Consider the following 21,578-nt stretch of genomic DNA (forward strand, 5'->3'; position numbering starts at 1 on the left):
CGGAATGGTTTAATCCTGTTCCTTGCCGTCAATCCCGGCCTTTTCAAAGGTTGCCATACCATTGTGGCATTCTGCCGCCGAGCGCAAAAGCGGGATGGCAAGGGCCGCACCCGATCCTTCGCCAAGGCGCATGCCAAAATCAATCAGGGCCTTTTTGCCAAGCTGATCGAGCAAACGGATATGACCGGGTTCGGCCGATACGTGCCCGACAAGGCAGTGATCAAGGGCATCGGGGCGCATCGCGGCAAGAACGGCGGCCGCCGCACAGGAAACATACCCGTCAAGCAGAACCGGAACCCGTGAATAGCGTGCGGCAATGATCGCACCTGCCATCGCGGCAATTTCGCGACCACCAACACAGCGCAAGACATCAAGCCCGTCATGCATCTGGTTTTTATGCAGGATGATGGCATCGCCAACCACCCGGGTTTTAATGCCGAGGGCCGCGTCATCAATGCCGGTACCACGCCCGGTCCAGTCGGCGGGATTGCCGCCATAAAGCGCATGTGCAATTGCCGCAGCCGCCGTGGTGTTGCCGATCCCCATTTCGCCGGGAATAAACAGATCAAGGCCCTTTTCAATCGCGCTCATGCCAAAGGCCATGGCCTCGGCGCAGCCTTCGTCATCCATGGCCGGTTCCTGGCTGAAATCATTGGTCGGGATTTCAAGTGCCACTTCCATGACCCGCAATTCGGCATCTACCGATTTGCAAATCTGGTTAATCGCAGCACCGCCATTGATAAAGTTTTCAACCATCTGCTGGTTCACACTGGGCGGAAAGGCCGAGACGCCCTGTGCCACAACGCCATGGCTACCGGCAAAAACGGTAACACGCGGACGCGACATGCGCGGTCGCGATGTGCCTTGCCAGCCAGCCAGCCACAGGCTGAAATCTTCCAGGCGGCCAAGTGATCCGGCAGGTTTGGTCAGGGTCGGTTCGCGTTCAAGGACCGCGGCCTGTGCCTCGGTATCTGCCGTTGGCAATTCGGCCAGAATGCTACGGATTTCGTCAAGGCTTTGGGGCGGGTGCTTGGGATTGAACATGTGGGTCTCCGGCTGGCGGCAAATCGTCAAAAGCGTGTTCCGCTTGGCTTCTGGAATGGGAAAGATTAGGGTCAGAAACCGATCAATTGGAAGTCGTCCTGTCCACCATCATCTGCCAAACCTCCATTCAGGATGGCTTTGTATCGCGTCAGAATGACAAATCCGGTGAATTCGCCCCAAACTAGGCCTATGTGTCACAGATTGCCAGTTCGAAAATCGGAATATCATGGTGCCCGAAGATCATAACCAAAACGAAACAAATAAGCAAAGCCGCGATAATTCGGATGCTGACCCAAAAGACAATGCAGCACAACCCGCCGCGGATACGTCGGTTTTGTCAGATTTCTGGCGTGCCATGGCCTTGTTAAGCCGCGTTCCATTGCCGCCGGTTGGTGATTTTCGCCCGGCAATGGTTGCACGTTCTGTCTGGTGCTGGCCACTTGTCGGATTGGTGTTGGCCGGGTTGGCCCTGTTGCCGGCCATGCTGGTTGAAACCCTGTCCGGCAGTGTTGTGGTTTTTGCAATTCTGGCGGTCGCGGCCATGGTGCTTTTGACCGGGTCGATGCATGAAGACGGTATTGCAGATTGTGCCGATGGCTTTGGCGGCGGATTGGATCGTGCCCGCAAACTTGAAATCATGCGCGACAGCACGGTCGGGACCTATGCGGTGGTTGCGCTGATACTGTGTATTGCCTTGCGTCTTGCAGTGCTTGTTGCCGCGGCAGAAATCGGACAGGCCGCGATCCTGTTTCTGGTGATGGCGGTGATGTCGCGTTCGGCAATGCCATTCCTGATGCGCGTTTTGCCGCCTGCACGTGATAACGGGCTGGGCAAGGGGGCCGGACGCCCGGACTGGTTACCTGTTCTGGTCGGTTTTGCGATGGCAGGTGCGATTACGCTGTTTCTTGCCGGTTTTGCTGCGATGCTGGCAGTTGTTGCGGCGACAGCATTGGCGGTTCTGACGGTTAGAACGGTCGCAAATTGGCAGATCGGCGGGCAAACCGGGGATGTGCTTGGCGCAACGCAAATCTGTGCCGAACTGTTTGTCGGCGTCGCGTTTGTTGCAGTTCTATAAGGTCCTATATGGTTTCGGGTATGTGATAGGATTGCTTGGCTGTTGCGGACAGGATCGGGGATAACATGACCAAGGTTGAAACAACACGGTGGTGGCTGGTGCGACATGCGCCGGTGGAAAATCCGGAACGACTGGTTTATGGCCGAAGCGACATGCCAGCAGACCTGTCCGATGAGAAAAAGTTGCGTGCCGTCGCCCGGCATTTACCGCGTGACGCGGTCTGGGTCACAAGCCACCTTTCCCGCACACTTGATACGGCCCTGAAGCTTCAGGAACTGTATGACGAAGACGTCACGCCAACCCGCGAAAGTGGATTGGCCGAACAGCATTTCGGGGCTTGGGAACTTCAACACTGGAATGATCTTCCCAAAGGCGAAACAACCAAATTCTGGACTGATTTCGCCCGCCAGCAGCCCCCGAATGGTGAAAGCTTTTCCGATGTTGTCGAACGTGTCGGGCCGGTTTTTGATCGCCTTAATCGCTATTGGGCGGGGCGCGATATTGTTGCCGTTGTGCATGGAGGGACAATTCGTGCCGTTCTTGCCAATGCGCTTGGCTTGTCGCTTGATGCGGCACTGTCTTTTCACATCGATACGCTAAGCCTGACCAGGCTTGAATATATCAGTGGCGTTGATCAGCCCGGCTGGCGGGTGACCGCGGTCAATCAAGCCTATTGATTATTGCGGTTGGAAAGAGAAACGGCATCAGTCCGGTCTGGAATGATGCCGCGTTGTCTGTTTGAAATCCCCGGCATTCATGCCGATTTCAGTTCCGACTGTTCTGACAGATCTTCAAGTGCATGTTCAGCCAGATAGCGATCAAGCAAATCGGCCGTGATGTTATATTTCTCGCAGATTGCGGTCACATCCTGAAGATAGGCCTCGTAATAGGACATCGGTCGACTGCGTGATTTGTTGCGTAATGTCGCAACGGTCGGGAAATCGTGGGACAGTGCCGTGTTTTCAATCGCCTGAATGATATTGTCATCAATGATGGCGGCCGGCATCCCGCGATAGGTTTTTCCACAGGCGGAAAGCATCTTGCTGGCTGTCGGAACTGAAATACCCGGTTGGGCCAGAAGTTCGTTCAGTTCTTCTTCACCGAAGTCTGAAATCGACATCAGTGTGATCAAAGTCGGAAGATCGCGAACCAGCAAGGATAATGCGTTCACACGAATACCACGTGCATGGGACCAGATGATGGTCCCGATCACCCCTTTGGACGGATCAATTGCGAAGATATTACGCACATCGCGACGCGAAAGCGTGATGTCGCTACCGGCTGCGTATTCTTCCAGAAATGTTTGAAATGACCGGTTTTCGGAATTCAAACGTTCCAGCAAACCAAGCCACATATCCTTGCGCGACGATGTGATCCAGGTCGGTGTCGTCGGTGTACGGATTTTCGATAGTTGTGCAGAAACTGCCATCTGATTTTACAAAATTCCAGTTAACCCCAAGAGTCTTGTGCCGCAGCTTTGTGCGACGCACCGGGCTTTGATTTTTTATGTCCCGGTGATCTTGCTGGATGGTGGTTTGTTAGCACTCTAATGCCAGCGTGATAATATTATGTTCTCTTAAAGGAGAGGCAGTCTCAAGCAGGCAATTCTTACAAATACTGACCTTCCGATCAGGAGGCCTGCCCAAACAGAGAATGCCCTTTGGGTTCAAAGGCAAACCTGTTAGGTTCTCGACACCGTTCGGTGATGGGAAATCGGTGCGATGCCGATGCTGCCCCCGCAACTGTATCGGGTTGGGTGATCCGGGTGGATGTTTTGGCATTCACCAGCCACCGGGAAACCGGGAAGGCGGACCGCTTTCATGCCCGCAGCCAGGAAACCAGCCGAAGGTGTCACCAGTCAAAACTGGTGGCGACGCAATCGGGCCTCGGTGGGAGGCCATGGCGAGGAATACGAGATGACAAATACGGACCCGCTTGACGGGATGCACCTGATCCTGGGCGGTGCACGATCAGGCAAAAGCCGATTTGCCGAAAACATCATCAATCAAGCTGGCGGCGGAATCTATATCGCGACGGGTCGGGCGTGGGATGATGAAATGGTCAATCGCATCGATCTTCACAAACAATCACGCGGTGAACTCTGGCAAACCATCGAGGAACCCCTTGATCTTTGCGCAGCCCTTGCAACCTGCAACAAGGCGGGGGCAAAGCCGGTTCTGGTCGATTGCCTGACCCTGTGGGTGACAAATCTGATGCTTGAAGATCGCGACATCGCGCTTGAAACGGACAGATTGTGCGAAATGCTGCCGACCCTTGATATTCCGGTTCTTCTGGTGTCAAACGAAGTCGGGTTCGGGATTGTCCCGGAAAATGCGATGGCGCGGGCCTTTCGCGATCATGCCGGGCGGTTGCATCAACGGATTGCCGAATTGGCAGACCGCGTGACCCTGGTGGTCGCAGGCATTCCAATGTCGGTTAAATAGCTGCTTAAATAACAGTGTAAATTATTGAATTTTAAGGACTTTAGAAATGGCACAATTAGGTAAAATCCCGGCAACCGTCATTACCGGTTTCCTCGGCGCGGGCAAGACAACCATGATCCGCAACATGCTGGAAAACGCCAATGGCAAACGCATTGCCCTGATCATCAATGAATTTGGTGATCTTGGTGTTGATCGCGGCATCATTAATGGTTGCGGCATCGAAGGCTGTGCCGAGGATGACGTGGTCGAACTGGCAAATGGCTGTATCTGCTGCACGGTGGCAGATGATTTTCTGCCGACCATTCGGGGTTTGATTGATCGTGAGACCCCGCCAGATCACATCGTGATTGAAACGTCCGGTCTGGCTTTGCCCAAACCGCTGGTCAAGGCATTCAACTGGCCCGAAGTCCGTTCGCGGGTGACTGTAGACGGTGTTGTAGCGGTTCTTGATGGCGCGGCCCTGCGTGATGGCCTGTTTGCCCACGATCACCACGCAGTTCAGGCGCAGCGCGAAGCAGATGAAAACCTTGATCATGAAAGTCCGCTTGAAGAACTGTTTGAAGAACAGCTTCATTGCGCCGATATGGTGGTTCTGAACAAGACGGACCTTCTGACCGACGAAGAACGCGCCAAGGTCGAAGCCGATATCCGGGCCGAGCTTAAAAAGTCATCGGTCAAGATCATCGCCACCGAACATTCCCGCGTTGAGAACGCCATTCTGCTCGGTCTTGGGGCCGCGGCCGAGGACGATCTTGATAGCCGCCCGTCCCATCATGACGATGGTCACGAACATGATCACGATGATTTCGAAAGCTTTGTGGTGTCGCTTGATGCGGTCAATGATCCTGCTGACCTTGAAAAACGTCTGATCGACATCGTGCGTCAGTATGATGTTCTGCGTATCAAGGGCTTCCTTGATATTCCGGGCAAACCGATGCGCCATGTGGTGCAGGGGGTTGGCGAACGTTTCCAGCGTTACTTTGATCGTCCGTGGGCCGAGGCCGAAAACCGTCGTTCAGAACTGGTGGTAATTGGCCTGCATGGTCTGGATCGTGCGGCTATTGAAGCAGCAATCAAGGCCGCTTAATACCATTGGTTGCCCATAAAACCATCTGACCGATACCGGATGTAACCTGCATCCGGTATCGGTGCTTTTGACGACAGAAAACACGGAATTTCAAATGCATCTTTTGGCAGCACAGCCCGGCATGGTTACTGATGGCAGCGAGGCGGTTGACCTTGGTCAGCAACCGGGTGATGTCGTCATTCTGTCAGCAGCCGAGTCCGAACTTGCCTGCCTTGCCGGTGCGCAGGCCCGTTTAAGTGATGCGTTTGGGGATAACGTCCCGTCCCTGCGACTGGCCAGCCTTTTGCAGCTTGGGCACAATATGTCGGTTGATCTTTATGTCGATGATGTGCTGGGCGATGCGAAATTCATCATCGTGCGTATCTTGGGCGGGCGCGGCTATTGGGAATATGGTGTCGAGCAACTGGTCGCCCTTGCGCGGTCGCGTGATATTCCGCTGGTCCTGCTGCCCGGTGATGATCAGCCCGATGCCGAACTGTTGTCTCTGTCGACCGTCAAGGGGGCAGAGTATCAGCATATCTGGCGTTACCTGATCGAAGGTGGTCCACAAAATTCCGAGAATTTACTTCGTCTTATATATGAAAAGTTAAATGTAAATGTGAACTGGAACTGGTCACCGGCCGCCCCTTTGGTCAAGGCAGGCGGCTATTGGCCGGGAAAATCACAGGCAAATCTTGCGGAAATCAGATCAAACTGGATTGAAAATCAACCGGTTACACCAATTGTCTTCTATCGATCTTTGGTGCAGGCAGGCAATCTTGATGTAATTGACGCAATGGTTGAAGAACTTTGCGCCAACCAACTCAATCCGTTGCCAATTTTTGTTGCCAGTCTCAAAGATCCGGTGGCAAGTGCGTTGGTCAGTGACTGGTTGACGGAAACGCGTGCTGATTTGATCATGAATACCACGGGATTTGCGCTTTCTGTTCCGGGGTCGCAACGTTTTGACGGGCCATTTGATGCGGTTGATGCGCCGGTGTTCCAGGTGGTTTTGTCCGGCGGCAGTGAAGGTGCCTGGCGCGACGGGGTGAACGGACTTACTGCGCGCGATATCGCGATGAATGTCGCCCTGCCCGAAGTCGATGGTCGTATTCTGGCGCGTGCGATTTCGTTCAAGGGATCAGCCGGTAAAGATGACCTGACCCAGATCGATCTGGTCAAATATATTCCGGTGCGCGACCGCGTTGCCTTTACCGCCAAGCTTGCCGCCAACTGGATCAAGTTGCGCACATCAAAGGCATCGGATCGCAAGATCGCGATGGTCATGGCGAACTATCCCAACAAGGATGCCCGTCTGGGCAATGGTGTCGGGCTCGATACGCCTGCGGGCATGATTGAAACCCTGCGCGCCATGAGGACCGATGGATATGCGATTGCCGATCTGCCTGAAAATGGCGATGCCCTGATTGCGGCGATCAAGGCCGGACCGACCAACGATTTCACGTCCCTTGGCCAGCGCGATATTCGCGTGACGCTGCCCATGGCGGACTATCAGGCTGCCTTTGCTGCGCTGCCCCAATCGATTCAGGGTCAGGTGACAGAAGCCTGGGGTGATGCCAAAACCGATCCGTTTTATCTGCCCGATCAGGACAGCTTTGCCCTTTCGATCCTGCCGATGGGCAATGTGATCGTGGGCTTGCAACCTGCACGCGGCTATAACATTGATCCGCTTGAAAGTTATCACTCGCCCGATCTGGTGCCGCCGCACAACTATTTCGCCTTCTACATCTGGCTGCGTCATGTGTTTGGCGTCGATGCGATCATTCACTTCGGTAAACATGGCAATATGGAATGGTTGCCGGGCAAATCACTGGCACTTTCCGAGGATTGCTTCCCCGAGGCGGTCTTTGGCCCGACCCCGCATTTCTATCCCTTTATCGTCAATGACCCGGGTGAAGGCACACAGGCCAAACGCCGCGCACAGGCCGTTATCCTTGATCATTTGACCCCGCCACTGACCCGTGCGGAAAGTTACGGGCCGCTCAAGGACCTCGAAGCGCTGGTTGATGAATATTATGACGCGGCGGCGGTCGATCCGCGGCGCTTGGTGATCCTGAAACGCGATATTCTCGAACTTGCCATCCGCATCGGACTTGATCGTGATTGCGGGATCGAGGCGGGCGAGGACGAGGAAAGCGCACTTGCCAAGTTTGATAACTATTTGTGCGAGTTGAAGGAACTTCAAATCCGTGACGGCCTTCATATCTTTGGAAAGGCCCCGGAAGGTGATCTTTTGACCGATCTACTGGTCGCGCTGGCCCGGTTGCCCCGTGGTGCTGATCACGGGCCAAAGGCATCGCTGCATCGGGCGATTGCCAAGGATATTCTGGCAGACCCGGCATTTGATCCCCTTGATTGTGCCTTTGCCGAATTTTGGCCAGGTGCCAAACCCGAAATCCTTGCCGCCTATGGGACAAAAGATGACAGCGACATTGGCCCGTGGCGGACAACTGGCGATACGGTTGAACGGATTGAGCTTTTGGCGCGTGATCTGGTCAATGGCACCATCACTGCCGACCCGTCATGGGGGGCGGTCATTGATGTTATTTCCGATGTCGAAACAAATATTCGCCCAGCCGTAACCGGCTGTGGCCCGGCCGAGATTTCCGGTATCCTGCGCGGACTTGCCGGTAAATTTGTCGAGCCCGGACCATCGGGTGCGCCGACCCGTGGACGGCCCGATGTCTTACCGACCGGGCGCAACTTCTATTCGGTTGATACCCGTACGGTCCCGACTCCGGCGGCATGGCAGTTGGGCTGGAAATCGGCCGAACTTCTTTTGGAGCGCCACGTTCAGGACCATGGCGAATGGCCAAGTGCACTTGGTCTTTCGGTCTGGGGGACAAGCAACATGCGCACGGGGGGCGATGACATTGCCCAGGCCCTTGCCCTGATGGGGGTCCGTCCGACCTGGGACAGTGCATCGCGCCGGGTGACCGGCTTTGAAATCATGCCGGCATCGCTTTTGGGCCGTCCGCGGGTTGATGTGACCTTGCGCATTTCTGGTTTCTTCCGGGATGCCTTTCCTGGCCTGATTGATCTTTTTGACAGCGCGGTTCGCGCGGTGGCAGACCAAACTGATGAACCGGCCGATATCAACCCGATTGCCGCACGGATTGCCAAGGAAACCGCGAAACTGAGCGATCAGGGGATGACCGCCGATCAGGCCCGCCAACAGGCCGGTTTCCGCGTGTTCGGATCAAAACCCGGGGCCTATGGTGCGGGGTTGCAGGCGATGATTGATGAAAAGCTTTGGGAGGACGAAGTCGATCTTGCCGATGCCTATCTGGCATGGGGAAGCTATGCCTATGGCAACGGGGCCGAAGGTGTTGCTGCGCGCAAGTTGTTTGAAACCCGGTTATCCAATGTTGATGCCATCGTCCATAACCAGGACAACCGTGAACATGACCTGCTGGATTCTGACGATTATTATCAGTTCGAAGGCGGAATGACATCGGCGGTACGTAATCTGTCGGGTAAGCAACCCACGGTTTATCACAGTGACCATTCCCGCCCCGAAAGCCCGAAAATCCGCACGCTGGAAGAAGAAATCGCCCGTGTGGTCCGGGCCCGCGTGGTCAATCCCAAATGGATCAATGGCGTAATGCGTCATGGCTATAAGGGGGCGTTTGAAATGGCGGCAACGGTCGATTACCTGTTTGCCTTTGCCGCAACGGCGCGCTGTGTGGCCGATCATCACTTTGATCTGGTCTATGATGCCTATCTTGATGATCCAAAGGTTCGCGACTTTATTGCGGAACATAACCCCGATGCCCTGCGTGATATTCGCGATCGCCTGCGCGAGGCAATTGAACGCGGCCTCTGGCAACCGCGCCGCAACAGTGTCAGTTCCAACCTTATGGACCGATCATAGGCATCAAGGTCCAAGTCACGGGATTCACAAGAAATTTACTACGGGAACATTGTCAGGAGTTGAAACGTTACGTTTTCGCACCATATCTCGATTAACCAACTGTTAATAAGTTGTGAGGGACGGGGCACACCTTTCAGATCACCTGCCGGGAAGCAGGGTGATCACTAGGATAGGAGGCCGCGATGGAGAACAAGACCAACGTTCGTTTGCCTGACTATTTGCAAACTCCGGTGCCGACCCACAAAGGGCACACCGATATTATCGACTTCCTGCTTGCTGACTGCGATTTGCCCGAATGGCTTCGGGCGGACGTTCACGGACAAGGGCGCTATCGCCCGGCCCGCGGGGCCATTCGTGCGGTTCTGAACGCACGTGAACGCTTTAACGGCCAACATCGCCCGGTCAACTTTGATGAATTTCATGATGGCATGACCGAACTTGCCCATCATCTGCCCGGTCCGGATCAGACCCGCTTTGAAATTGATGCCAAGGTAAAAATTTACTGGCGGTATCTGCAAGGGGTTGAACGCCAAGTCTGGCGCACGGCAATCTCGATTGCCCATGTTGCCCTTGATCATTTCCCGGTCGTACGTGAATTCAAGGCGCTGATAGAAGAAGTTGTGATCAGTCGCAACTGGCTTGAGCGCCGCCTCGAAGTCGTTGAACACAGTTTCCAGAACCCGGTTGCCGCCCAAAACGAAATGGTTCGGGCCGCCCTGATGCGCTTGAAACGGATGTCGCCCGGGGATCGGTTACAACTGTTTAACAAGGCTCGCATGCGTCGCCCGGAACTGCGCAATATCGATATGCGCGAACCCGATAAATGGGCCGATCTGGTGACCGGCGACCTTGGCCTTTCTGCACGCGAAGGCACATTCTGCTAAGTGCGCTTGTGAATATGACAGATATTCCTCATTGCTGTGTGGGTGGGGGAAAGCTGCCCAAGGCAGCGGAAAGGTGTGGTTTTGCGACTGCACCTTTCTTTTTGGCTGCGATGATGACACCTGAAACGGTTGCCGCGGTTGTCAAGGATGCCTTGGCCGGGCAATGTGGGCAAAACCAGTGTTCGGGGCTGCCTATGAACGACGTCAAAAGATTGCTTTGCAGGGCCTTTTTCCTTTGTTCCTTCGTCTTGCCGATTGGGTAAGGTGTCCATGCAGCTGGGCAACAGCATTGGACTGCTGTGCCCGGCGGACCCTTTCACTGGCAGTTGCAGGGTGAATTGACGGTCAATGTGGCGGACATTGCCGTGGTCGGGGCCGATCTTGATGAAGCAAGTGCGGCGCAAGTGGCCGCATGGCGCAAGGCCGGTCTTTATCCGGTTTGCTATGTCAATGTTGGCGCGGTTGAAGTTTGGCGTGATGACCATGCGGATTTCCCAAAGGACGTGATTGGCAATTCATATTGGGGCTGGGACGGAGAGTTTTGGCTTGATATCAGCCGTTTTGAAAGGTTTGCACCGATCATGCAGGCCCGGTTTGATTTGTGCCGCGACAAGGGATTTCTTGCGGTTGAACCCGACAATATTGATGCCTACGAAGCCGATGTTTCCAACAAGACAACCGGCTTTGGTCTAAGCCGGGATGATCAGCTGCGCTATGTCAGGTGGTTGATTGATCTTGCCCATCAGCGTGGTCTTGCTATCGGCCAGAAAAATGCATCCGAACTGGTTCCAGATTTGGTGGAGAAAATGGATTTTGCCCTGCTTGAATCCGCCTTCCGGCTTGGCTTCATGGATGACTTTGATCCCTATATCGCACAGGGAAAGCCGGTCTTTGCCGTGGAATATGTCGAAGAAGGGGGCGTTGAATACGGTTCCGCCAGTGCGATCGCCGATGTGTTTTGTCCAAATGCGAAAAGTCATGGCTTTCAGGGCGTAATTGCGCAGATTGAACTCGACCAAACTCCGCAAAACTGCCCTTGATCAAAGATGTGCTTTCGCCGCATTGTGGGGCCGTACTTCAAAGGGATGAAACAATGACCGATAAAAGCCAGCCAGACGTCGATATCAATGCGCGCCATGATGAAAAAATGAAGAAAATCAAGGCAGCGCGCGACAAGATGATGGCTCAGAAGATCGATAAAAAGGGCCTGATCATTGTTCATACCGGCAAGGGTAAGGGCAAATCGTCCTCGGCTTTTGGTATGGCGATGCGCTGTGTCGGGCATGATATGAAGGTCGGGGTGGTTCAGTTCATCAAGGGCGGCTGGGAAACCGGCGAGGCCAAGCTGCTTAAAAAGTTCCCTGATCTTTGCGAATTCCACGCCATGGGTGCGGGCTTTACCTGGGAAACCCAGAACCGGGCACAGGATATCGCCCTGGCACGCGACGCATGGAACAAGGCACTGGAAATGCTGCGTGATCCAAGCTTTGCGATGGTGATCCTCGACGAGATCAATATCGTCCTGCGCTATGATTTCCTGCCCCTTGAAGACGTGCTTGATGCGCTGTCAAACAAACTTCCCGATCAGCATATCGTTCTGACCGGGCGCAATGCGCCAGATACCCTGATCGAGGCTGCCGATCTGGTTACGGAAATGACCATGATCAAACATCCGTTCCGCGAACAGGGGATCAAGGCCCAGATCGGTGTCGAGTTTTGATCTGTCGGTAACTTGTGCTTCGCTTGCGGCGGGAAAAGTGAAAGTTTTGAAACCGGAATGAACGTGCAATCAGTTCCTGCTTTGATGCTTCAGGGGACCGGATCGGATGTCGGCAAATCCTTGCTGGTGGCCGGATTGTGTCGTGCATTTGCACGGCGCGGCCTTCGGGTGCGTCCGTTCAAGCCGCAAAATATGTCCAACAATGCCGCCGTTACCGATGACGGCGGCGAAATTGGCCGGGCACAGGCCCTTCAGGCCCGCGCAGCAGGTGTGCCGACTACGGTGCATATGAACCCGGTATTGCTGAAGCCACAAAGCGATATCGGTGCCCAGGTCGTCGTTCAGGGCAAGGTCGTCACCAGTGCAAAGGCGCGTGATTATTATCGTCTGAAACGCGATCTTTTGTCCAAGGTGATCGAAAGTTTCGAACATATGGCACGCGACGCCGATCTTGTTCTGGTCGAAGGGGCAGGATCCCCGGCCGAGGTCAATCTGCGGGCATCCGATATCGCCAATATGGGCTTTGCCGAGGCTGCCAAGGTTCCCGTCATCCTGGTCGGTGATATTGATCGCGGCGGGGTTATTGCGTCCATCGTTGGCACTCATGCGCTTCTTTCCGAAGATGATCGCAAATGGTTGCGCGGCTATGTCATCAATAAATTCCGGGGCGATGTATCGCTGTTTTCATCGGCGATTGATATCATCGAGCAGACCTGTGGTCTTAAAGGTTACGGTATCGCAACATACTGGCAAGGGGCCCATAAACTACCCGCCGAAGATGGTGTGGCACTGGAAAAGGCTGGAAAATATCAACGCCGTGCCGATGGTCCTGACAGTGCTGATACGCCTGAACGCGTGATCCGGATTGCCGTGCCGCACTTACCGCGCATTGCCAATTTCGATGATCTTGATCCACTGGCGGCCGAGGATGATGTCGAACTTCTGGTGATCAAACCCGGTCAGGTGATTCCGGGTGATTGCGATCTGGTGTTGTTGCCCGGATCAAAATCCACCATGGCTGATCTGCGTTTCCTCAAAAGTCAGGGTTGGGATATCGATATTCTGGCCCATCACCGGCGCGGTGGTGCGGTGATGGGGATTTGCGGCGGTTATCAGATGCTGGGCCGCATGGTTCATGACCCAGATGGTATCGAAGGCGATCCCGGCAGCGAGGCGGGCTTGGGCCTTCTGGATGTTGAAACCGTCATGGCGGGCGACAAGACACTGCGCAAAACCACTGGCAAGACGATCTGTATCAGTGGATCAGACGGGCTGATTGCGGCCGAAACAGCCGTGACGGGCTATGAAATCCATATGGGGCAGACCAATGGTCCGGATCGGGCACGTGGATGGCTTTGCCTTGACGGGCAGGATACACCTGATGGCGCGATAAGTGCCGATGGCCGGGTTGCGGGCTGTTATCTGCATGGTTTGTTTGGCAGCGATGATTTCCGTCATCGCTTTCTTGCCACTCTTGGTGGCGATGACAGGCATCGGGCCAGTAATTTCGAGGCCGGAGTCGATGCGGCCCTTGATGAATTGGCCGATCATCTAGAAGCGTGTCTTGACCTCGACGGGTTGCTTGAGCTGGCAAAAAGCCGGGGTCAACAGGACTTTGTTCAGCTTTCTGACAGCTAGACCTCACAAAAGGGTGAAAATCGCATCAGGTATACGTGCAGGCTCTTTACTTCCGGCCTGTTGCATGGTTTGACAGGTCATGCAATTCCGGTCCTGCAATGAACCGTGTGAGTTGCTGTTTTACTAATATCCGGACTGTGTTTTCCGGTCTTTGTAAAACGTTCATCCTTGGTCGGGTATCTTCACGTTTATGCGTCAGTTATATCATTTTTGGCTATCACCCTATTCGCGCAAAGTGCGCCTGGTTTTGGCCGAGAAAAAACTAGATTTCGAATTGAAAGCCGAACCGGTTTGGGAACGGCGTGATGAATTCCTGCTGCTTAATCCGGCCGGGGAAGTCCCGGTGCTTGAGGATGAAGACGGCACGGTTCTGTGTGATTCGACCGTAATCTGTGAATATCTTGACGAGATTTGCGAAGACGAACCCAAGCTGTTTGGATCAAATCCCAAGGAACGTGCGGAAATCCGCCGCCTTGTCGCGTGGTTCGACGGCAAATTCAACCGGGAAGTCACCGATCATTTGCTGGGTGAAAAGCTTCTAAAACGCTTCTTCTCGACCGGCACGCCCGATACCAAGGTACTGCGCGCCGGGCGCACCAACGCGGCCTATCATCTTGATTATATCGGCTGGTTGTTTGAACGCCGTAACTGGCTGGCGGGTGATCATCTGACCATGGCTGATCTTGCCGCCGCCGCACAGGTATCGGTGATTGATTATATGGGCGATATCAACTGGTCCAAACATCCGCGTGCCAAGGACTGGTACATGCGGATCAAAAGCCGCCCGTCCATGCGCGATATCCTTGCCGACCGCCAGGCAAGCTTCCCGCCGTCAAGTCACTATGCGGAACTGGATTTTGAATGACGAATTCATCGATTTCAGATGAATTCTATCCAGAAGGCGGTCTGAATGCCGCAAGTTACGATCTTCGCGCCGAACTGGACCGCAAACTTTTTGACGACCCCATTCCGTTCTATACCCGGATTGCCAAAAGTCTGGCATCGGGATTGGGCGTGCTTGAACTTGGCTGCGGCACCGGGCGGATAAGTGCCGCGATTGCCGATTTGGGCATTGCTGTCGAAGGGCTTGATTTATCCCCCGCAATGCTGGGTCAGGCGCGCGCCAATTATCCCGAAATCACCTGGCATTCCGGCAATATGTGCGATTTTGATCTGGATCGGCAATTTGATCTTGTGATCATTCCGTTTCGCGGACTTCAGGAAATCACCGATGCACATGATCAGCGCCGGGCACTTGAACGTGCCTTTGCCCATCTGAAACCCGGTGGGGCGCTTGCGCTTGATCTGATGGACCCGGATTTGCGCTATTGCCTGCCCGAAGGTGATCCCGACTTTGTTGAACTGCCGATCTTTCCAATGCCTGACGGGGTTGGACAATCCGACAGCCAATTGCGGATCACGGCCTTGGAACGCACCAACGATCCCCTGACCCAGCGGTTTAGTGAACATTGGCGGTTCGAGGAAATCAGCCCTGACGGCACGGTGCTAAGATGTGAAGATGCATGGCATCACCTGCGCTGGGTGCATCGTAGTGAAATGCGCTTGATGCTTGAACTGTCGGGATTTGTTTCGATATCAGAATTTTCTGATTTTGCAGGAAATCCGCCGAAATATGCCAGTAATCAGGTCTGGATCGCAAAACGGGCGGACTAGGTCCGACCGTTTTCTGTAACTCATATTAGCAGCAATCAATTACCGACAAATTTGGCTGCCTGTGTCAGCATTTCCTGACGTTCATCCGCCGTCAGCGGCACCAGACCGTTATCGACAAGCAGGCCTTCCTCGCCAATGACTGCCTCGGAAATGTAGGTGGAGATAAAATCACCAAGGGACCGGACCAGCTGTTCGTGGTCATCCTTGACGTAAAGATACAGCGCACGCGATCCCGGATAGCTGCCATCAAGGATGGTTTCATAATCCGGTTCGATACCGTTGATCGTGATGCCCTGAAGCTTTTCCCGGTTCCGTTCAAGGTTATTAAAGCCCATCACCCCATAGGAGGTCGGGTCTTTTTCAAGCTTGCTGATGACAAGGCGGTCATTTTCACCGGCTTCGATATAGGCACCATCCTCGCGAATGGTCCGGCAGAGCAGGCGGAAGCTGTCAGGATCGGCAGATTCCAGACTTGCGATATCGGCAAAGGTCGCACAGCCTTTATCAAGCAAAAGCTGTCCCATAAGGTCACGGGTGCCCGAAGTCGGCGGCGGGCCGTAAACGCGAATTTTCAAATCCGGCAAAGACGGATCGACATCGGACCATTTGACATTCGGGTTGGGAACGCTTGCCCCATTGACCGGGATGGTCCGCGCAAGGGCCAGATAAAGCTGGCGCGCGGAAAGTTCCATGGTCGGTGCTTCGCGCGATCCCAAAAGAACAATGCCGTCATAGCCGATTTTGATTTCGCTGATCTTGCGGACCGAATTGGCGGCACAAATTGCGGTTTCGGACCCTGAAATCGGGCGCGATGCGTCAACAATATCGGGATATTGTTCGCCAATACCGCCGCAAAACAGTTTGAAGCCACCGCCTGAACCCGTGCTTTCAACCACCGGGGCGGGTGCATTGGTCGTCTTGGCAAAATGTTCTGCGACCTTGGTGGTCAGCGGAAAGATTGTCGAAGATCCGACGATGCGCACCTGATCACGTGCCTGTGCCGCAGAGACAGCAGAAACAAGTGCAATAGATGCGGCAATGGCAGTCAAGGCAAACGTGCGACGCATTTCGTCCCCCAAAATGGTGTCCGGTCATACCCGGTAATAATTCCTACCGGACATATACAAGGAAGCAGACCATCGCAAACCTAGTTTGATCCGGTATGAACATCCATCTTCTCTATATTCGCTTTTGCGGCATCTGCGACAGGGGTTCCGTTTGAATTTTCTATGACAGTTAACCAGTCTCGCCGCGCCAGATCATTTTTCCCGGCAATCCGGTAAAGCTTCCCGCGTTCAAAAAGCGCCTGCATGTTGTCGGGTTCCAGGCCAAGGGCGTTTTCAATATCGGTCATGGCAAGGTCATAGCTTTCAAGCATCCGCCAGGCCGACGCACGATAGATCAGGATGTCTGGCTGATTGGGGGTCAGATCAAGCGCCTTGTTCAGATCATCAATCGCATCCCAATATTGCCCGGCAAGTCCAAGTGACATGGCGCGGTCGACCCAAAGTTGCGGATTATTTGGCACCAGTTCCAGCGCGCGGCTTTGATCGCGCCATGCAAATTCAAGGTTGTTGGCCATCAGCCATGCCTGTCCGGCCTGTGCCAGCATGCCGGCCACCACGCCCGGTTCGGCGGTGCTGTCTTTGGCAAGGGCATCCAGTCTGGTTGCGGCTTCTTCATATTTGCCAAGCGATATCAGGGCGACCGCAACACAATGGCGTGCCGGTTCACCGCCACCCATATCGCGCCATGCAATCGCGCTTTCAAAACCGTCTTCGGGCTTAAGCTGGGCCAGCTTGATGCAGTCCTGATATTGCTGCTTTTCTTCAAGTGTAAGGGTGCCGTTGGTGTCGGAGCCACCATTGCCAGATTGCGCATAAAGGTTCGGGGCAGCCCAGATGCTGACGATACCTGCCAGAAACAAGGTGCTGGTGGCGCGCAACAAAATGGATCGGCCGCGAATATGTGACATGGTGTCGAAAGCTCCGTTTCTGGCGTAATCGGCGTGTCATCAGCATAGGCGATGATGGGGTGAAACCACCATGGCTGAATGTGTGATCCTGTTAAAAAAGACGATGAAAACGGCAAGATAATGATTGTCTTAATCACCCCGCCCCATGCCTTGTCGGGGCAACTGGTTGATGATCCGGACCAAAAGGTTTTGAACCGTGCCCCGCGCATGGTTAAGGTGCGACACGTTCCAAGATACAGGTGCCTTGATGTCTAATAAGCTGTTTTGTTTCGGGTTGGGATTTTCCGCACGGCTGGTTGCCGATCAGTTACGCGACGAAGGCTGGGAAATTGCCGGAACCACCCGAAGTGCTGAAAAGGCCGAACATCTGCGAAGCCAGGGGATCGAACCCTTTATCTTTGGGGATGATCAACCGATTACCAATATCGGTGACGCCTTGCGGGGCGTGACCCATATACTGGTTTCTGCCCCTCCCGGCGGGTTGGGGGATCCGGTGATCCATCATCATGGTGGTGATCTGGCGGCTTTGCCTGACGGAACGTGGATTGGCTATCTGTCGACCACCGGGGTCTATGGCGACCGTGACGGTGGCGAAGTCACCGAAGAAGACGAATTGCTGCCAAGTGGCAAACGTGGCCGTCGCCGGGTGGCAGCAGAAAAGGCATGGTTCGATCTGGGCCGTCGTCACGGATTATGTGTGCAAAGCTTCCGTCTGGCCGGGATTTACGGTCCGGGGCGCAATGCCCTTGAAACCGTGCGATCAGGCCGCGCACGCCGGATCGTCAAGCCGGGTCAGGTTTTTTCGCGCATTCATGTCGAAGACATCGCCCAGACCGTCTTAGCATCAATCAGGAATCCCAATTGCGGTGCGGCCTATAATGTTTGTGATGACGATGCTGCCCCGCCGCAGGATGTGATTGTTCATGCTTGCGGGATGCTGGGCATTGATCCGCCAGGGGAAGAAGATTTTGCCACGGCAAAGCTGACCCCGATGGCGGCCAGTTTTTATGAAGACAACAAACGGGTTTCCAATGCGCGGATCAAGAACGAGCTGGGTGTTGCCCTGCGCTATCCCGATTATCGCGCCGGTCTGACGGCCCTTTATGATGAAATATTGGCCAGACTGGAATCGCGCGACGAAAATGAATAATTCCGGTGCATTGTTGACCCGTCATATGCGTCGTATATAACCCAAGAGCCTGCGGACACTCATATCGTTCTCTGATCGGGCACAATATGATTGTCCACAGGATACATCCACCGGGCCGGTCATTCTGGCAGGCCCGCAAGGCATCTAGCGTCGGCACATCGGCATGCGATCAGTGACCGGCAAGGAGAAAGCAAGCATGGATCGTCGTATCGTAACTGTCTTTGGTGGCACCGGATTTGTCGGACGTCACATCGTCAAGCGTCTGCTTGAACGTGATTTTATCGTTCGCGTCCCGACCCGAAGCTTTGAACGTGTCAAAAAGCTCAAGCCGATGGGCTATCTGGGTCAGGTGGTGCCGGTTCATTGCGACGTCCGCAACGAAGACAGCATCAAGGGCGCGATCGAGGGTTCCGAGGCCGTCGTCAACCTGCTTGGCATTCTGTATGAACGTGGCAGCAGCAACTTCCTGAACATCCATGTCAAAGCCGCCAAACGCATTGCCGAAGAAGCCAAGGCATGTGGCGTGAAGACCTTTGTGCATATGTCTGCCCTTGGCGTTGATAAAAACAGTTCTGCCAACTATGCGACGTCGAAGCTTGCCGGTGAAAATGCCGTGCGCGAAGTGTTCCCGAACGCGGTGATCTTCCGCCCGTCGGTCATTTTTGGTCCGAACGACAATTTCCTGAACAAATTCGCGACCATGGCGCGGTTCTCGCCGGTTCTGCCGGTAATCGGTGCGCCGGGCCTGCCGAAAGTTGATCTGGGCGAAGGCAAGGTCGATATTCTTGGGGATGGCGGTCCGAAATTCCAGCCGGTCTATGTCGGTGATGTTGCCGATGCCTTTGTCGCGGCTGTTTGCGATGAAAGTCTGGCTGGCAAGACTTTCGAGCTGGGCGGGCCGGAAACCTATTCCTTCATGGGGCTTCTGCGCGACATGATGCGGATTACCCGTCAGCGCGCCATTCTGATGCCGGTTCCGTTCTGGATGGCCTCGATCAAGGCATTCTTCCTGCAATTCCTGCCGGTGCCGCCGATGACGCCCGATCAGGTCCGTTTGCTTAAGGTCGATAATGTCGTGTCCGAAGGCGCAAGTGGTTTTGCCGAACTTGGCATCACGCCAAACAGCCTTGAGGCCGTGGCACCGTCGTATCTGAAACGGTTCTGCCCGCCGCGCAAATCCGGTGAATTCCGCCGCTTTGTCTAAGACCGTATTGGTCTTGGAACACAAAACCCCGCCGGTTTCTGGCGGGGTTTTTGTTTGCCTCGTCTTGGCAGGTGAGGGTGCCGCCGGTGATTACCGATCCCCTAGGCCAAGCGCCCGGCCGCGGGCATTTTCAAGATGCTCGCGCAGGCAATTGGCGGCCTGTTCCGGGTCGCGCTTTTCAAAGGCGGCGATGATCGCCAGGTGATCATTCATCACATTTTGCAACAGGCTTTCGGTCAGGCGGAACCGTTCCTGGCGTATCAGGCGAATTTTGACGGAATTGACCTTGTAGATCTTTGAAATGATTTCGTTATCAAGCGAATCAATGATCGTGTCATGAAGCGACCAGTCAACGGCCTGTGCCTGTTCAAGCAGTTCCGCAGTAATGCCGTTTTCATCTGCCGATTGCAGGACGTCTTCATGGGCCTTGCGCATTTTCGCGAGCGTCTTGTCACTGGCCTGCACGGTAAAAAGCCGTGCTGCTTCAAGTTCAAGGAAAATACGCAGCTGAAACGCATTGCGCACCAGATCAAGATCGATATGGGCAACCTGCATCCCGCGTTGGGGCACGGTGGTGATCAGTCCGTCGGCCTCAAGGCGGGGGATCAGTTCGCGAATGGCACCAAGCGGCATATCGGTAATCTCGACCAGTTCACGTTGTGAAATGAACTGGCCGGGCCGGATATCACGGGCCAAAAGATGTTCGGTGAAGCTGTTATAGGCTTCGCTTCGCCGACTCTGTCTTATGGGTTGCCGCTTGTTTTCGCTCATCAATCATTCCTGGTTGCGAACAGGGTGTCATATGAATTTGTGATCCACTCATACTGTTCCTGCGTCAGTTCGACAAGCGGTGCGCGCACACGCGACCATTGCGCACAGTCGGTCGTGTGACCAACAAGCGCCTTTACCGCCGGTGTCACCGGCAATTCAAGAAGGGCATTTACCAGCGGCACAAGACGCGAATCGGGTGTCTCCCCATCCAGAAGCGGGATCAGAAGTTCCGGGGCAAAATTGGCAACACCACTGATCGCACCTGATCCGCCAAGTGCAATGGCCGCACCGAGAATACGTTCATCGCCGATCAGAATGTGACGATCGGAAAACCGGTCGATCAGGGTTTTTGCATTTTCCCAATCCCCGGACGAATCCTTGACCCCGGCAATCAGGTCCGGGTGGCTTTCGATCAGGGCGGCAATCATGTCCGGGCCAACCGGGGCGGCGGTTACTTGCGGGATGTGATACAAAATGACCTGAAGCTGCGTGTCGCTGATCGCATCAAGGAACTGTCGGAACCAGGTGATCTGTCCGGCGTCGCTTGACCCTTTGAAATAATAGGGCGGTGTAACCAGAACATATTTGGAGCCAAGCGAATCGGCGGCTTTGGCAGCGGCAATGGCATCGCCAAGGGCGGATTCAATGACGCCGACAATGATCCGCGACGGTTCAATACCCGACGCCAAAAGAGCTTTGTGCGCGGTGACTTTTTCTTCCCGCGACAGATGCGGGCCTTCACCGGTTGTCCCGCCAAGGGTGAAGGATACACATCCCTTGGCCAGCAACGATTTGGCGTGTTTGCACAGCAGGTCGATATCGACCGCACCGGTGCTGGTAAAGGGCGTGGTAATCGCAGCCGAGATGCCGAATTTGTCTGATTTGGTGGCGGGCATGACACATTCCTGTTTCGCGCCATATGGCATGGCGCCGTGATTATCGGTGTTGAAACAGTTGTCTATCACTAACATGTTAGTTATACAATAGGTGTCGTGTCAGTGCAGATGTTGTTGATTCTCATCTGTGGAAAGACCTAAA

Annotated in this window: 19 protein-coding genes and 1 riboswitch; of the genes, 13 read left to right on the forward strand and 6 right to left on the reverse strand. The window is 54.5% G+C overall.

What is annotated here, in order from left to right; all coding sequences use genetic code 11:
• Positions 1 to 9: 9 nt before the first annotated feature.
• A complete protein-coding gene (gene cobT, locus TH19_RS01350) occupies positions 10 to 1,044 on the reverse strand; it encodes a nicotinate-nucleotide--dimethylbenzimidazole phosphoribosyltransferase (protein ID WP_114100513.1) in 1,035 nt (344 codons plus the stop codon).
• Between the two features lie 334 nt (positions 1,045 to 1,378).
• Between cobT and cobS the strand changes: the two genes are divergently transcribed.
• Complete coding sequence (cobS, locus tag TH19_RS01355) at positions 1,379 to 2,119, forward strand: adenosylcobinamide-GDP ribazoletransferase (RefSeq protein WP_258547779.1); 741 nt, start codon at positions 1,379 to 1,381, stop codon at positions 2,117 to 2,119.
• A gap of 65 nt (positions 2,120 to 2,184) precedes the next feature.
• On the forward strand, positions 2,185 to 2,796 hold the full coding sequence (locus TH19_RS01360) for a histidine phosphatase family protein (RefSeq protein WP_114100515.1): 612 nt from the start codon (positions 2,185 to 2,187) through the stop codon (positions 2,794 to 2,796).
• 77 nt (positions 2,797 to 2,873) lie between these two features.
• Here the strand turns inward: TH19_RS01360 and TH19_RS01365 are convergent, their stop codons facing one another.
• Positions 2,874 to 3,548 carry a hypothetical protein gene (locus TH19_RS01365; protein ID WP_114100516.1) on the reverse strand — a complete coding sequence of 225 codons (675 nt, stop codon included), beginning with the start codon at positions 3,546 to 3,548 and terminating at the stop codon, positions 2,874 to 2,876.
• Positions 3,549 to 3,785: 237 nt separating this feature from the next.
• Positions 3,786 to 3,980: riboswitch (cobalamin riboswitch) on the forward strand.
• A gap of 55 nt (positions 3,981 to 4,035) precedes the next feature.
• On the opposite strand from TH19_RS01365, the gene cobU reads away from it, so the two are divergent.
• The 9 genes from cobU to TH19_RS01415 all read left to right on the forward strand — a co-directional run bounded on the left by cobU (position 4,036) and on the right by TH19_RS01415 (position 15,440).
• On the forward strand, positions 4,036 to 4,563 hold the full coding sequence (gene cobU, locus TH19_RS01370; protein ID WP_114100517.1) for a bifunctional adenosylcobinamide kinase/adenosylcobinamide-phosphate guanylyltransferase: 528 nt from the start codon (positions 4,036 to 4,038) through the stop codon (positions 4,561 to 4,563).
• Between the two features lie 46 nt (positions 4,564 to 4,609).
• Entirely contained in the window at positions 4,610 to 5,650 is a 1,041-nt protein-coding gene (cobW, locus tag TH19_RS01375) for a cobalamin biosynthesis protein CobW (RefSeq protein ID WP_114100518.1), read from the forward strand.
• Positions 5,651 to 5,744: 94 nt separating this feature from the next.
• Complete coding sequence (gene cobN / locus TH19_RS01380; RefSeq protein ID WP_114100519.1) at positions 5,745 to 9,524, forward strand: cobaltochelatase subunit CobN; 3,780 nt, start codon at positions 5,745 to 5,747, stop codon at positions 9,522 to 9,524.
• Positions 9,525 to 9,706: 182 nt separating this feature from the next.
• Positions 9,707 to 10,408: a hypothetical protein gene (locus TH19_RS01385; protein ID WP_114100520.1), complete on the forward strand. Its 702-nt coding sequence runs from the start codon at positions 9,707 to 9,709 to the stop codon at positions 10,406 to 10,408.
• Positions 10,409 to 10,707: 299 nt separating this feature from the next.
• Positions 10,708 to 11,448 carry an endo alpha-1,4 polygalactosaminidase gene (locus TH19_RS01395; RefSeq protein WP_114100522.1) on the forward strand — a complete coding sequence of 247 codons (741 nt, stop codon included), beginning with the start codon at positions 10,708 to 10,710 and terminating at the stop codon, positions 11,446 to 11,448.
• Between the two features lie 53 nt (positions 11,449 to 11,501).
• On the forward strand, positions 11,502 to 12,128 hold the full coding sequence (gene cobO, locus TH19_RS01400; RefSeq protein ID WP_114100765.1) for a cob(I)yrinic acid a,c-diamide adenosyltransferase: 627 nt from the start codon (positions 11,502 to 11,504) through the stop codon (positions 12,126 to 12,128).
• 57 nt (positions 12,129 to 12,185) lie between these two features.
• The gene (locus tag TH19_RS01405; RefSeq protein WP_114100523.1) at positions 12,186 to 13,766 is read left to right on the forward strand and encodes a cobyric acid synthase; all 1,581 of its coding nucleotides are present in this window, start codon (positions 12,186 to 12,188) and stop codon (positions 13,764 to 13,766) included.
• A 190-nt stretch (positions 13,767 to 13,956) separates the two neighbouring features.
• Entirely contained in the window at positions 13,957 to 14,631 is a 675-nt protein-coding gene (locus TH19_RS01410) for a glutathione S-transferase family protein (RefSeq protein WP_114100524.1), read from the forward strand.
• Positions 14,628 to 15,440, forward strand: a complete 813-nt coding sequence (locus TH19_RS01415) for a class I SAM-dependent methyltransferase (RefSeq protein WP_114100525.1) — start codon at positions 14,628 to 14,630, stop codon at positions 15,438 to 15,440. The genes TH19_RS01410 and TH19_RS01415 overlap by 4 nt, the downstream gene beginning before the upstream one ends.
• Positions 15,441 to 15,475: 35 nt before the next feature.
• On the opposite strand, the gene TH19_RS01420 is transcribed toward TH19_RS01415, so the two are convergent.
• Positions 15,476 to 16,507 (reverse strand): substrate-binding domain-containing protein, encoded by a 1,032-nt coding sequence (locus TH19_RS01420; RefSeq protein ID WP_114100526.1) that lies wholly within the window; start codon positions 16,505 to 16,507, stop codon positions 15,476 to 15,478.
• Positions 16,508 to 16,587: 80 nt separating this feature from the next.
• The gene (locus TH19_RS01425; RefSeq protein WP_114100527.1) at positions 16,588 to 17,415 is read right to left on the reverse strand and encodes a tetratricopeptide repeat protein; all 828 of its coding nucleotides are present in this window, start codon (positions 17,413 to 17,415) and stop codon (positions 16,588 to 16,590) included.
• 247 nt (positions 17,416 to 17,662) lie between these two features.
• On the opposite strand from TH19_RS01425, the gene TH19_RS01430 reads away from it, so the two are divergent.
• The gene (locus TH19_RS01430) at positions 17,663 to 18,565 is read left to right on the forward strand and encodes an SDR family oxidoreductase (protein ID WP_114100528.1); all 903 of its coding nucleotides are present in this window, start codon (positions 17,663 to 17,665) and stop codon (positions 18,563 to 18,565) included.
• Between the two features lie 196 nt (positions 18,566 to 18,761).
• Positions 18,762 to 19,769 (forward strand): complex I NDUFA9 subunit family protein, encoded by a 1,008-nt coding sequence (locus tag TH19_RS01435; protein ID WP_114100766.1) that lies wholly within the window; start codon positions 18,762 to 18,764, stop codon positions 19,767 to 19,769.
• 90 nt (positions 19,770 to 19,859) lie between these two features.
• Here the strand turns inward: TH19_RS01435 and TH19_RS01440 are convergent, their stop codons facing one another.
• Together TH19_RS01440 and TH19_RS01445 are read right to left on the reverse strand one after the other, a co-directional pair.
• Positions 19,860 to 20,540 (reverse strand): GntR family transcriptional regulator, encoded by a 681-nt coding sequence (locus TH19_RS01440; RefSeq protein ID WP_114100529.1) that lies wholly within the window; start codon positions 20,538 to 20,540, stop codon positions 19,860 to 19,862.
• Complete coding sequence (locus TH19_RS01445) at positions 20,540 to 21,436, reverse strand: dihydrodipicolinate synthase family protein (protein ID WP_181846263.1); 897 nt, start codon at positions 21,434 to 21,436, stop codon at positions 20,540 to 20,542. The genes TH19_RS01440 and TH19_RS01445 overlap by 1 nt, the downstream gene beginning before the upstream one ends.
• Between the last annotated feature and the right edge of the window lie 142 nt (positions 21,437 to 21,578).

The sequence above is a fragment of the Thalassospira profundimaris genome, assembly GCF_003326675.1.
Classification (GTDB): Bacteria; Pseudomonadota; Alphaproteobacteria; order Rhodospirillales; family Thalassospiraceae; genus Thalassospira; species Thalassospira aquimaris.

Bases quoted from the DNA above. Each gene is read 5' to 3' on its own strand.
- cobO (WP_114100765.1), top strand. From the start codon at position 11,502: ATGACCGATAAAAGCCAGCCAGACGTCGATATCAATGCGCGCCATGAT.
- cobU (WP_114100517.1), top strand. From the start codon at position 4,036: ATGACAAATACGGACCCGCTTGACGGGATGCACCTGATCCTGGGCGGT.
- TH19_RS01365 (WP_114100516.1), bottom strand. From the start codon at position 3,548: ATGGCAGTTTCTGCACAACTATCGAAAATCCGTACACCGACGACACCG.
- TH19_RS01430 (WP_114100528.1), top strand. From the start codon at position 17,663: ATGTCTAATAAGCTGTTTTGTTTCGGGTTGGGATTTTCCGCACGGCTG.
- cobN (WP_114100519.1), top strand. From the start codon at position 5,745: ATGCATCTTTTGGCAGCACAGCCCGGCATGGTTACTGATGGCAGCGAG.
- cobT (WP_114100513.1), bottom strand. From the start codon at position 1,044: ATGTTCAATCCCAAGCACCCGCCCCAAAGCCTTGACGAAATCCGTAGC.
- TH19_RS01435 (WP_114100766.1), top strand. From the start codon at position 18,762: ATGGATCGTCGTATCGTAACTGTCTTTGGTGGCACCGGATTTGTCGGA.
- cobW (WP_114100518.1), top strand. From the start codon at position 4,610: ATGGCACAATTAGGTAAAATCCCGGCAACCGTCATTACCGGTTTCCTC.
- TH19_RS01405 (WP_114100523.1), top strand. From the start codon at position 12,186: ATGAACGTGCAATCAGTTCCTGCTTTGATGCTTCAGGGGACCGGATCG.
- TH19_RS01440 (WP_114100529.1), bottom strand. From the start codon at position 20,540: ATGAGCGAAAACAAGCGGCAACCCATAAGACAGAGTCGGCGAAGCGAA.
- TH19_RS01445 (WP_181846263.1), bottom strand. From the start codon at position 21,436: ATGCCCGCCACCAAATCAGACAAATTCGGCATCTCGGCTGCGATTACC.
- TH19_RS01410 (WP_114100524.1), top strand. From the start codon at position 13,957: ATGCGTCAGTTATATCATTTTTGGCTATCACCCTATTCGCGCAAAGTG.
- TH19_RS01420 (WP_114100526.1), bottom strand. From the start codon at position 16,507: ATGCGTCGCACGTTTGCCTTGACTGCCATTGCCGCATCTATTGCACTT.
- TH19_RS01425 (WP_114100527.1), bottom strand. From the start codon at position 17,415: ATGTCACATATTCGCGGCCGATCCATTTTGTTGCGCGCCACCAGCACC.
- TH19_RS01415 (WP_114100525.1), top strand. From the start codon at position 14,628: ATGACGAATTCATCGATTTCAGATGAATTCTATCCAGAAGGCGGTCTG.
- TH19_RS01360 (WP_114100515.1), top strand. From the start codon at position 2,185: ATGACCAAGGTTGAAACAACACGGTGGTGGCTGGTGCGACATGCGCCG.
- TH19_RS01385 (WP_114100520.1), top strand. From the start codon at position 9,707: ATGGAGAACAAGACCAACGTTCGTTTGCCTGACTATTTGCAAACTCCG.